11 protein-coding genes are annotated in these 11,262 nt (G+C 61.8%); 4 read left to right on the top strand and 7 right to left on the bottom strand.

Annotated elements, in window-relative coordinates; translation table 11 throughout:
* Both EOD07_RS08675 and EOD07_RS08670 read left to right on the top strand, forming a co-directional pair.
* On the top strand, positions 1-453 hold a 453-nt coding region (locus EOD07_RS08675; RefSeq protein ID WP_127235120.1), incomplete at its 5' end, for an ABC transporter permease subunit.
* Positions 454-490: 37 nt separating this feature from the next.
* Complete coding sequence (locus tag EOD07_RS08670; protein ID WP_127235119.1) at positions 491-1,771, top strand: cysteine desulfurase-like protein; 1,281 nt, start codon at positions 491-493, stop codon at positions 1,769-1,771.
* Between the two features lie 77 nt (positions 1,772-1,848).
* Here the strand turns inward: EOD07_RS08670 and EOD07_RS08665 are convergent, their stop codons facing one another.
* From EOD07_RS08665 to EOD07_RS08635, 7 genes are all read right to left on the bottom strand, one after another.
* Positions 1,849-2,808 (bottom strand): DarT ssDNA thymidine ADP-ribosyltransferase family protein, encoded by a 960-nt coding sequence (locus EOD07_RS08665; RefSeq protein WP_245469966.1) that lies wholly within the window; start codon positions 2,806-2,808, stop codon positions 1,849-1,851.
* Positions 2,809-2,831: 23 nt separating this feature from the next.
* Positions 2,832-3,731 carry a macro domain-containing protein gene (locus tag EOD07_RS08660; protein WP_127235117.1) on the bottom strand — a complete coding sequence of 300 codons (900 nt, stop codon included), beginning with the start codon at positions 3,729-3,731 and terminating at the stop codon, positions 2,832-2,834.
* A gap of 183 nt (positions 3,732-3,914) precedes the next feature.
* Positions 3,915-4,742, bottom strand: a complete 828-nt coding sequence (locus tag EOD07_RS08655; RefSeq protein WP_040986056.1) for a dipeptide ABC transporter ATP-binding protein — start codon at positions 4,740-4,742, stop codon at positions 3,915-3,917.
* Positions 4,739-5,590 (bottom strand): ABC transporter ATP-binding protein, encoded by an 852-nt coding sequence (locus tag EOD07_RS08650; protein ID WP_127235116.1) that lies wholly within the window; start codon positions 5,588-5,590, stop codon positions 4,739-4,741. The genes EOD07_RS08655 and EOD07_RS08650 overlap by 4 nt, the downstream gene beginning before the upstream one ends.
* Positions 5,590-6,498 (bottom strand): ABC transporter permease subunit, encoded by a 909-nt coding sequence (locus EOD07_RS08645; RefSeq protein WP_127235115.1) that lies wholly within the window; start codon positions 6,496-6,498, stop codon positions 5,590-5,592. The genes EOD07_RS08650 and EOD07_RS08645 overlap by 1 nt, the downstream gene beginning before the upstream one ends.
* The gene (locus EOD07_RS08640; protein WP_040986058.1) at positions 6,499-7,506 is read right to left on the bottom strand and encodes an ABC transporter permease subunit; all 1,008 of its coding nucleotides are present in this window, start codon (positions 7,504-7,506) and stop codon (positions 6,499-6,501) included.
* Positions 7,507-7,557: 51 nt separating this feature from the next.
* A complete protein-coding gene (locus EOD07_RS08635) occupies positions 7,558-9,156 on the bottom strand; it encodes an ABC transporter substrate-binding protein (protein WP_040986059.1) in 1,599 nt (532 codons plus the stop codon).
* Between the two features lie 128 nt (positions 9,157-9,284).
* Here EOD07_RS08635 and EOD07_RS37570 point away from each other — a divergent pair, with 128 nt between their 5' ends.
* On the top strand, positions 9,285-9,509 hold the full coding sequence (locus tag EOD07_RS37570) for a hypothetical protein (protein ID WP_164772132.1): 225 nt from the start codon (positions 9,285-9,287) through the stop codon (positions 9,507-9,509).
* Positions 9,510-9,616: 107 nt separating this feature from the next.
* A partial coding sequence (locus EOD07_RS08630) for an AMP-binding protein (RefSeq protein WP_127235114.1) occupies positions 9,617-11,262 on the top strand: 1,646 nt, incomplete at its 3' end.

Below are 11,262 nucleotides of genomic sequence, written 5' to 3'. Positions count from 1 at the left end.
GTGCTGATCCTGATCTATTACGCCCTGCCCTTCGTCGGCATCCGCCTGTCGTCCTTCGTATCGGCAGCACTTGCGCTGTCGCTGGTGCTTGCCGCCTTCACCGCGGAAGTGTGCCGCGCCGGTATCCAGAACATCCCAAAAGGCCAGTTCGAAGCGGCGGCAGCGCTCGGCCTGCCCTTCTGGGTCGCCATGCGCAAGGTGGTGCTGCCGCAGGCGATCCGTGTCGTCATCCCGCCGCTGACCAGCAATTGCGTCTCCGTCTTCAAGGACACCGCGCTCGCCTCGGTCGTGGCGATGCCGGACCTGTTGAAGCAGGCGACCGACGCGCAGGCGCTGATGGCCAACCCGACGCCGCTGATCGGCGCCGCGATCATCTACCTCGCCTTCCTGTGGCCGCTTGTGCGGCTGGTCGGCTACCTCGAAGAGCGCGGCAAGGCCCGCGCCGCGCACTGATCCCCCACCTGAATCGATGACCTGAAGGAGACGCCTCGTGAACCAGCACCATGTTTCGAAAGCGCAGGAGGGCGCCGCCTCATTCCCGGTCGAAAAGATCCGCGCCATGTTCCCGGCACTCAGCCAGGCCGGCGACTTCATCTTCATGGACAATGCCGCCGGCGCGCAGATCCCGCAAAGCGTGCTCGACGCGGTGACCAACCATCTGGTCGGGCACAATGTGCAGCGCGGCGGCCGCTACGGCCGCAGCGTCACGGTCGACCAGTCGGTCGCCGAAGCCCGGACAAGCGTCGCGCTCCTGATCAACGCCTACAGCCCCTCCGAAATCTGCTTCGGCATGAACGCCACCTCGTTCATCCGCCTGGTCAGCCTCGGCATCGGCCAGATGCTTCAAGAGCGCGATGAGATCGTCGTCACCGACATGGACCACGACGCCAACATCGCCACCTGGCTGGCGCTGGAATCCGCCGGCGCCAGGTTCAAATGGTGGCGCATGCGCGAGGACGGCAATCTGCATGTCGACGACCTCAAGCCGCTGATGTCGGACCGCACCCGGCTCGTCGCCTGCACGGTGACGGCGCATTCGATCGGCTCGATCGTCGACGTCGCCTCGGTGGCCAGGATCGCGCATGCGGCCGGCGCCGAAGTGTTTTTGGACTGCGTGCATTATGGGCCGCACGGGCTGATCGACGTGCAGGCCTGGGGCTGCGATTACCTCGTCTGCTCCGGCTACAAGAATTTCTCGCCGCATATGGGCTTCCTGTGGGGCCGCTTCGACACGCTGAAGCGGCTGCCGACCTTCCGCGAGGATTTCATTCCCGACGAGCCGCCCTACAAGGTCGAGGCTGGCACCTTCATCTACGAGAACGTGTCGGGCATGGACGCGGCGGTGCGCTACCTGGAATCGGTGGGCCGCAACTTCTTAGCCCAGAACAACCGCTCGCGCCGCGACAACATCGTCGCCGGCATGGGTGCGATCCGCGACTACGAGCTTATGCTGGCGCGCGAGATGATGAAGGTGCTGAAGGATTGCGGCGCCACCATCTACGGCGTCGCCGACGAGGCGCGCATCCACGAGCGCGTGCCGACCTTCTGCTTCAACATCGGCAAGCTCTCGCCGCAACGGATCGTCGAGGAGATGGCCGCCATGCAGATCGGCATCCGCGACGGGCATATGTATGCGCCGCGACTGATGAAGCGGCTGAACCTGTCGATGGACAGCGGCGCCATCCGCGCCTCGCTGGTGCATTACAACACGGTCGAGGAAGTGCGCCGGTTTGGGGAAGCGCTGCGGGCCGTCATTGCGAAGTTGTCGTGATCAACGCCGGAAAGGCCATCCGAGTATACATTTCTGAACGGCAGGAATTGGCATGGAGCGGACTGGCGACAGGGAGATTAGAATAGTCCTGTGCCGACGGTCAGGAAACTCCTGAACGCCAAATGACCCTCAAGGAACACGTCGACGAGATATTGTCCGTCTACGAGTTCGGATTCGTATATCCAACCGGTGCTTGGACGCGGTGGCGTTGCAGACATTGAGTTGTTTCGGAACGCAACTGCTTGGTTGCCGTGCTTATCGATTACCGATATACCAACATCGACAGCCTGCAAATCTCGTCTCGGATTGAGACGAAAGCTGACGCCGCGCCGGCTTAACGAAACATCTTCGACAAAAACGTAATTGCGTTCGAAAACGAGAAGATCGTCTGAAATAAGTATCCGCGGCGCCCACTGCTCTCCATAGGCTCCAAGGTGATGCAGCAATGTCGCCTTTTCCGCGCTCGACCGGCAATAGATCCACTGAAGTGACCCATCGAGCGGAAGCGGCGATGGGACCAGCACTTCGGCACAGCGATGTTGAGCGATCGATGCGTCGCCGCCGGTCGCGCCCATGTGATATACCTTGTCAAAAGGAATCGCGGCGAAGTGCTCTTCATTGTCGTGCGGCTCTGCCGCACCCAGTTGCATATTGCGGTCGCAGAATTTCACACCCGGAAGGGAAAGCACCCGGCGTGCTTCGAATACGAGCATAATCAGCACGGGCGCGTGAGATGCTTCCCCGTACTGGCACTCACCAGGCTTCCGGATCCCTTCTATGTGCCATTGAGTTGGATTTCGTGGACGGAAGTAGAGACGAACAGAATCGTGCGCATGCTGTCGTGCATCGATGACGCCCATGGCTGCGACGTCGCGTTCACGCTGGTTAGCCGGATCATTCCTTGAACGTAGATTCCCATCGATAACTATGCGAACGGCGTTTTCGAGCGGCGCGTGGTGAAACAGGCGGCTCGGCCATTTGGACCGGAATGGGTACGCTGGTCGTGTGAGTGCCGCTTCCCACCTCGTTATGTGCATGTCAACGAATGCGGCGCTTAACGTCATTGAAGCGCTATCGGCTCAGCCTGTGGAGGAACCGAATGTCCACTCCGAGTCGATGGGTTGAGTTCCAGCGCAAGTTCTGGCGACCGATTGAACCTCTGGATTTGAACCGGTCGAACATGCGGCAACAGGCTCATCAGGGACAACAGATGGCGCCCACCGTCACGTTCCGACCAACCAGCTTTCTCTTGGGTCAGAAGCCCCTTCTGCAGACCGATCCAAACTCCCCAGAGATCATCGGCATCAAACGTCCAGCTCTGACTGCCTTGTAGGAGGTGAAGTTCGCCATCTTCCAGACGGGCTTCCAAATGCTCGTGCGTTTCCAAATCGAGGAGTTTGGAATCTGCCAGACTAGCCGCTTGGCCTAGCAGCTCGATAAATGAGTCGAAAGTCTCAACGCTTGTCGAATTCTCGCGCAAAGCGTCGGCCACGGTTTCCATGTGTTCGGGGAGGCCGATGTCAACAGTATAGTCGTGGATATAGACGTGAATGGGTAATTCGGCGAGATAATGCTCCATCAGCGGCCGGACATTATTCCAATCCAAGCCGCCATTGCCGCAGCCTAGACGAGGAAATGAGACCTCTCGAATTCCTAGCTGCGAGTAATTGCTCACGAATTTTTTTAGACCAACTTCGATCCACTCAATCTTAGACGGGTAGCGCCAATGAATTTTAGTCGGAAAGTTCAACACCCATTGGTCCGACCCCTTCCAAAGCCAGAGCTTGCCCGGCTCAAGCAGCTTTTCATCGCATATACGCTTGTAAGCGCTAAACATCTCAGGCTCACGCTCCTTGAAAGCGCGAGCAATCCCTTTACCCATTACGCCAACGCAATTGACTGTGTTGACGAGGGTTTGAGCCGACGACTCGAGCAAACTCGTCCGACGATAAATCAGCATCGAACCTCCCTAGGCCGCACGAAATTATAGCCCACTTGGAACAAAACAGGAACTACTAGCTGAAAAGGTAGCTGATCGCAAGTCGTGTGAAAATCAGGAAAGCTCCAGAACCACCGCAACTCACACATTTTCGGTCGCTATCGTTGGGTGCACCTTTACGAGAGACGACCTCGACCCAGGCCTCTACGCCGCCTTCTTCTTCGCCAGCCTCGCCTTGATGCTGGCGATGTCGGCGCGCGGTGTCGCGGCGAACAGCGTCTTGGTGTAGGCGTGCTTGGGGTCGGAGAAGACCTCGTCGCGCGGACCGTATTCGACCGCTTCGCCGAAATACATGACCATCACGTCGTCGGCGATGTAGCGCACCACCGAGAGGTCGTGGCTGATGAAGACATAGGTCAGTTGGAACTCGTCCTGCAGGTCGGCCAGCAGATTGAGCACCTGCGCCTGCACCGACAGGTCGAGCGCCGAGACCGGTTCGTCCAGCACCAGCAGGCTCGGGTTCAGCATCAGCGCCCGGGCAATGGCGATGCGCTGGCGCTGGCCGCCGGAGAACATGTGCGGATAGCGGTTGTAGTGCTCGGGTCCGAGTCCGACCTTCTTCAGCATCTTCATCGCCAGGTCGCGCCGCTCCTCGGCCGGCTTGTCGGTGTTGATCAGGAGCGGCTCGCCGAGCACGTCGCCGATCTTCTGGCGCGGATTGAGCGAACCATAAGGGTTCTGGAACACGATCTGCACCTTGCGGCGCATTTCCTTGGTGAGCCCGTCCCTGGCGATGTCGACCTTGTTGCCGTCGATGAAGAGCTCGCCGGAGGTGGCCGGATCGATCAGCGTGATGATGCGGGCGAGCGTGGACTTGCCGCAGCCGGACTCGCCGACGATCGCCAGCGTCTTACCCTTCTCGACGCTGAAGGACACGCCCTTCACCGCATGCACGGTGCGGGCGCCACGGAACAGGCCGCCGCCGACATGGTAGTCGCGCTTGATGTCCTTGCCTTCGACGACCTTGGTCATGCGCCGGCTCCCGAGGGCGCGGCCTCGAACAGCATGTCCGTGACGGTCGGCAAGCGGTCGCCGACGGCGTTTTCCGGCAGCGCCGAAAGCAGCGCGCGCGTGTAGTTGCTCTTCGGCGATTCAAACAGAGACAGCACGTCGGCCTCTTCCATCTTGCGGCCCTTGTACTGGACGATGACGCGGTCCGCGGTCTCGGCCACCACGCCCATATTGTGGGTGATCATGATCAGGCCCATGCCATATTTGGCCTGCAGCGAGACCAGCAGATCGAGGATCTGTTTCTGGATGGTGACGTCGAGCGCCGTGGTCGGCTCGTCGGCGATCAGGAGCTTCGGATTGCAGGCGATCGCCATCGCGATCATGACGCGCTGGCACTGGCCGCCCGACATCTGATGCGGGAAGGAATTGAGCCGGTCAGCCGGATCGGGGATGCCGACCTGCTTGAAAAGCTCGATGGCGCGCGCCCGGCGCTGGGCCTTGTCCATGCCCATATGGAAGCGCAGCACTTCCTCGATCTGGAAGCCGACGGTGAAGCAGGGATTGAGGCTGGCGATCGGCTCCTGGAAGATCATGGCGATGTCCTTGCCGATGATCTTGCGGCGGTCGGCCGGGCTGATCTTCAAAAGGTCTCGGCCGTTGAAGCTCATGCGGTCGGCGGTGACGGTGGCCGTCCAAGGCAGGAGGCCCATCACGGCCAGCATCGAGACCGACTTGCCGGAGCCGGATTCGCCGACGATGGCGAGCACCTCGCGCTCGTCGACGTGGAGCGAGACACCGTCGACGGCGCGGAACGGGCCCGACGCGGTCTGGAACTCGACGACGAGGTTCTGGATGTCGAGCAGCGCCATCACGACCTCCTGAGCTTGGGATCGAGGGCGTCGCGCAGGCCGTCACCGATCAGGTTGATGGCAAGCACGGTGATGAGGATGGCGAGGCCCGGGAAGGTCACCACCCACCAGGCGCGCAGGATGAACTCGCGCGCCGAGGCAAGCATCGTGCCCCATTCCGGTGTCGGCGGCTGCGCGCCGAGGCCGAGGAAGCCGAGAGCGGCCGCCTCGAGAATGGCGTTGGAGAAGGACAGCGTGCCCTGAACGATCAGCGGCGCCAGGCAGTTGGGCAGGATGGTGGCGAGCATCAAACGCAGATGTCCGGCGCCCGCGACCTTCGCCGCCACGACATATTCGCGGCTCTTCTCGGCCATCACGGCGGCGCGCACCAGGCGCGCGAAATGCGGCTGCAGCACCAGCGCGATCGCCAGCATCGCATTGAACAGACCCGGGCCGAGGATGGTGACCAGCACAAGCGCCAAGAGCAGCGACGGGAAGGCCAGGATCAGGTCCATGACGCGCATGATCGCGACGTCGACCCAGCCGCGGAAATAACCGGCGAGCAGGCCGAGCGTGATGCCGCCGGTGAGCGCCAGAGTGACGACAACCGCGCCGATCAGCAGCGAGAAGCGGGCGCCATAGAGCAGGCGCGAGAGGATGTCGCGGCCGACCGGGTCGGTGCCGAGCAGATATTGCGTCGAGCCGCCTTCCTGCCAGGCGGGCGGCCTGAGGAACGCGGCCTTGTCCTGAATGTCGGGCGCGTAAGGCGCGAGCAGCGGCGCGAAAAGTGCTGCGAGCACCAGAAGGACGAACACGAACAGGCCGATGACGGCGCCGCGGTTCACGGAGAAATAGTGCCAGAAGGTTTTCAGGCCCGTGAGACGATCCGGGCTGCCGGCGGCCATCGGGGCGATTTCGGTCTGGCTCATCTACGCTGCCCTGATGCGCGGGTTGATGACGGCATAGAGCACATCGACGATGAGGTTCACCGCCATGACGATGAGCGCGATCAAAAGCAGACCCGACTGCACGACGACATAGTCGCGCTTGAAGATGGAATCGACCATCCATTTGCCGATGCCCGGCCAGGCGAAGATGGTCTCGGTGAGGATGGCGCCCGCGAGCAGCGTGCCGACCTGCAGGCCGATCGTGGTGACGACCGGGATCAGCGCGTTGCGCAGCGCGTGCACGCCGATGACGCGCGCCGCCGAAAGGCCCTTGGCGCGGGCGGTGCGGACATAGTCCTCGCCCAGCACCTCGAGCATGGCCGAGCGCGTCTGGCGCGCGATCACCGCCAGCGGAATGGTGCCGAGCACGATCGACGGCAGCACCAGGTGGCTGAGCGCGGAGCGGAAGGCATCCCATTTGCCATAGAGCAGGCTGTCGATGGTCATGAAGCCGGTGATCGGCTTGAAGAAGAACTGCAGGCCGATGCGGCCCGACACCGGCGTCCAGCCGAGATAGCCGGAAAAGAAGATGATGAGCAGCAGGCCCCACCAGAAGATCGGCATCGAATAGCCGACAAGCGCGGTACCCATAAGCGACTGGTCGAACCATGAGCCGCGCTTGACGGCGGCGAAGATGCCGGCGGGAATGCCGATGACCATGGCGAAGACCATGGCGAAGAAGGACAGTTCCAACGTCGCCGGGAAGAGCGTCTTGAACTCCTCCAGCACCGGGCGCTTGGACGAGATGGAGACGCCGAAATCGCCGGTGGCGACCTCACCGACATAGCGCGCGTACTGCTGCCAGATCGGCAGATTGTAGCCGAACTGTTCCTTGAGCTCTTCGTAGCGGGCGGGGGCGACGCCATGCTCGCCGGCCATGGCGAGGATCGGATCGCCGGGCAGCAGACGGACAAACGCGAAGGCGCAGATGGTGATGCCGACCAGGGTCGGGATCAGGAGGGCGATTTTGTTGAGAAGATATCGGAGCATCGTCAAGTCGAAACGGGGCGGCGCGAATTCGCGCCGCCCCGTTCGCAAATATTACTCGGACTTGTCAACACCGTCGAAACGGTGAATGCCGAGCGGGTCCATCTTGAAGCCGGTGACGTTGTTGCGAACGACCGCGTAGACCTGGCTGTGGGCCAGCAGGAAGGCGGGCGCTTCCTTCGCGAAGATCACCTGCGCCTGCTCATAGAGCTTGGTGCGCTCGGCCTGGTCGCTGGTCTTCTTGGCCTTCTGGATCAGATCCTCGAAGTCCTTGTCGCACCAGCTCGAATAGTTCGAGACGCCGATGGCCGAGCAGGCGAAGAGGGTGGCGAAGAAATTGTCCGGGTCGCCATTGTCGCCGGTCCAGCCGACCTGGAAGGCGCCGGGACGGTCCTTCTTCTTGCCTTCCTCGCGGTACTTCGTCCACTCGTAGTTGACGATGTTGGCCTTGACGCCGACCTTGGCCCAGTCGGCCTGGATCAGCTCGGCGGCGCGTTGGAAGTTAGGATTGTAGGGACGGGCGCGGTCGGAAGCCCAGAGTTGGATTTCCTTCAGCCCGGCAGCCTCGAGCACCTTCTTGGCCGCTTCCGGATTGTAGGCGTCGGTCTTCACATCCTTGTTCCACGACCACATGGTCGGCGGGATCAGGTTTTCGGCCGGCGTGGCGCCGGCATCCTGGAACAGCGACTTGATCAGCGCCTCCCGGTCGATCGCCTGGTTGAGCGCATGGCGCACTTCCGGCTTGTCGAGCGGCGGGATCGTGGTGTTGTAGCTCATATAGCCGATGTTCAGGCCGGCCTGATCCATCAGGGTCACGTCCTTGTTGGCCTTGATGGTGGCGATGTCGGCCGGGTTCGGATAGACCGTCACATCGCACTCGCCGGCCAGCACCTTCTGGATGCGAGCGGTCGCGTCAGGCGTGATGGCGAAGACGAGATCGTCGATCTTTTCCTTGCCCTTGAAGTAGTCGGGGTTGGCCGCGTAGCGGATGACCGAATCCAGCTGGTAGTCGACGAACTGGAACGGACCGGTGCCGACCGGCTTGGTCGAGAAGTCGGCCATCTTGCCTTCCTTCTCGAGCTGATCGGCATATTCCTTCGACACGATCGAAGCGAAGTCCATGCCGAGATTGGCCAGCATCGGCGCGTTCGGCTCGGTCAGCGTCAGCTTGACGGTGAGGTCGTCGACCTTCTCCCACTTGGCGACATATTTCGGCATGTCCATGCCGGTGTAATAGTCCCAGGTGAGGTTCGGCAGGTACTTGTCGCCGTTCCACGGATTCTGCTTGTTGAACTGGCGATCGAAGGAGAAGACGACGTCGTCGGCGTTGAGGTCGCGCGTCGGCTTGAAATAGTCGGTGGTCTGGAACTTCACGCCCGGATGCAGATGGAAAGTATAGACCAGGCCGTCGTCGGAAATTTCCCACTTGTCGGCAAGACCAGGCTCGATCTCGGTGCCACCGTGCTTGAATTCGACCAGTCGCGAATAGACAGTGCGCGAAGACGCGTCGAAGTCGTTACCGCCGGTCGTCGTACCGGGATCGAAATTGGCCGGCGACGCTTCCGAGCAATAAACAAGCGTCTTGGCACTGGCCATGCCGCTGAGGACGCTTGCAGCCAGCAACGCGGCTGCAAAAGCCATTGTCTTTTTCATTGAGCACTCCCTGATGTTCTCTCAAGCCCCTCTATCAGGCTCGCGAAGGGCGCATATAAGCACCGTTTCTTCGCCTTTGGAACACCTGGTTTGCATACCCCATGGGAAGCAGGAAAAGAATCTAGCCTTTGCTCAAATATCGGAAAAAACGAGTAGTTTTTTCTTCTCACGACATTATTAACGATGGAAGTTTTTTATTGATTGGCCATCTTTCGAAATGGCGGCGCGAGGCATGCCTGCCCAAGATCGCCCGCCGCCCAGGCACGATGCGGGAGGCGATCGAAGCACGGGAATTCGACGGCAAATCTTTCCCCGTGTTGCCGCAGGGGCAAGGCTTGCACGGTCGCGGATAGAGGCAATACATAGACGATGGGCGGGATTTCCCGGAAAATCCGGACCGGCGTGGAGGGACGCTTCTTTCGGAGGCGGCGCCAGACAAGAAGGCGACAGGGAGAGACAGGTGGCAAAAGCATCCAAGACGACAGCCCCGGCGAAAGCAAAGGCCAAGGCCGCCGCCGAAAGCGATGCGCCCAAGGCTGTGAAGGCGGCCGCCGCGCCGAAGACGAAGACGGCCGCCAAGGCAGCGCCTGCCAAGGCAGCCGCCAAACCAGCAGCGGCAAAGACCAAGGCTGCGGCCCCCAAAAAGGACAAGCCGGCCACCGCAAAAACGGAGGCCGCCAAGCCGACCGCCGCGCCTGCCCCCAAGGGTCTGCCGAAGGCGATCACCGAGCTCACCGTCGGCCTGCCGGAAAAGCCGTGGCTGAAAAGCTATCCCAAGAACATGCCAGCCGAGATCGGCGCCCTGCCCTACAAGTCCATCGGCGAGTTCCTCGTCGGCGCCTGCAAGCAATTCGCCGGGCGGCCGGCCTTCGTGTGCATGGGCAAGTCGATCACCTATGCCGAGCTCGAGCGGCTGTCGGCGGCGTTCGGCGCCTATCTGCAGGCGAGAGGCCTGGAGAAGGGCGCGCGCGTGGCGCTGATGATGCCGAACGTGCTGCAATATCCGGTGGCGATGATGGGCATCCTGCGCGCCGGTTACACGGTGGTGAACGTCAACCCGCTCTACAGGCCGCGCGAACTGGAGCACCAGCTGAAGGATTCCGGCGCGCAGGCGATCGTCATCCTCGAGAACTTCGCCGGCACGCTGCAGGCGGTGATCGCCAGGACGCCGGTCAAGCATGTGATCGTCGCCGCCATGGGCGACATGCTGGGCGGCCTCAAGGGCGCCATCGTCAACCTCGTCGTGCGGCGGGTGAAGAAGATGGTTCCGGCATGGTCGCTGCCCGGCCATGTCAAGTTCAACGCCGTGCTCAAGACCGGCGCGACCATCGCCTTCAAGCCGCCCACGGTTTCCGGCGACGACATCGCCTTCCTGCAATATACGGGCGGCACCACCGGCGTCTCGAAGGGCGCAGTGCTTTTGCATCGCAACGTGCTTTCAAACGTCGCGCAGAATTCGCTGTGGGTGGAGGACGCCTACACGGTGAAGCCCAAGCCGGCGCATCTCAACTTCATCTGCGCGCTGCCGCTCTATCACATCTTCGCGCTGACGGTGAACGCGCTGATGGGCATGCAGCAGGGCGCGCAGAACGTGCTGATCCCCAACCCGCGCGACATCCCGGGCTTCGTCAAGGAACTGGCGAAATACCCGATGCACATCTTCCCGGGCCTCAACACGCTGTTCAACGCGTTGCTCAACAATGAGGAGTTCCGCAAGCTCGACTTCAAGCCGCTGATCCTGACGCTGGGGGGCGGCATGGCGGTGCAGAAGGGCGTCGCCGAACGCTGGAAGGCGCTGACCGGCTGCCCGGTGAGCGAAGGCTACGGGCTGTCCGAAACCTCGCCGGTGGCGACCGCCAACAAGTTCAGCTCGGCCGACTTCACCGGCACCATCGGCCTGCCGCTGCCTTCGACCGAAATCGCGATCCGCGACGACGACGGCAACAACGTGCCGCTCGGCGAAGTGGGCGAGATCTGCATCCGCGGCCCGCAGGTGATGGCCGGCTACTGGAACCGGCCCGACGAGACCGCCAAGGTGATGACCAAGGACGGTTTCTTCAAATCCGGCGACATGGGCTTCATGGACGAGCGCGGCTACACCAAGAT

It is taken from the genome of Mesorhizobium sp. M2C.T.Ca.TU.002.02.1.1 (assembly GCF_003997225.1).
The sequence above is the reverse complement of the archived record's forward strand: the minus strand, read 5'-3'. Positions and strand labels throughout refer to the sequence as shown.

Coding starts and splice junctions, on each gene's coding strand:
- EOD07_RS08665 (WP_245469966.1), bottom strand. CDS start 2,808: ATGCACATAACGAGGTGGGAAGCGGCACTCACACGACCAGCGTACCCA.
- EOD07_RS08655 (WP_040986056.1), bottom strand. CDS start 4,742: ATGACCAAGGTCGTCGAAGGCAAGGACATCAAGCGCGACTACCATGTC.
- EOD07_RS08650 (WP_127235116.1), bottom strand. CDS start 5,590: ATGGCGCTGCTCGACATCCAGAACCTCGTCGTCGAGTTCCAGACCGCG.
- EOD07_RS08645 (WP_127235115.1), bottom strand. CDS start 6,498: ATGAGCCAGACCGAAATCGCCCCGATGGCCGCCGGCAGCCCGGATCGT.
- EOD07_RS08660 (WP_127235117.1), bottom strand. CDS start 3,731: ATGCTGATTTATCGTCGGACGAGTTTGCTCGAGTCGTCGGCTCAAACC.
- EOD07_RS08640 (WP_040986058.1), bottom strand. CDS start 7,506: ATGCTCCGATATCTTCTCAACAAAATCGCCCTCCTGATCCCGACCCTG.
- EOD07_RS08635 (WP_040986059.1), bottom strand. CDS start 9,156: ATGAAAAAGACAATGGCTTTTGCAGCCGCGTTGCTGGCTGCAAGCGTC.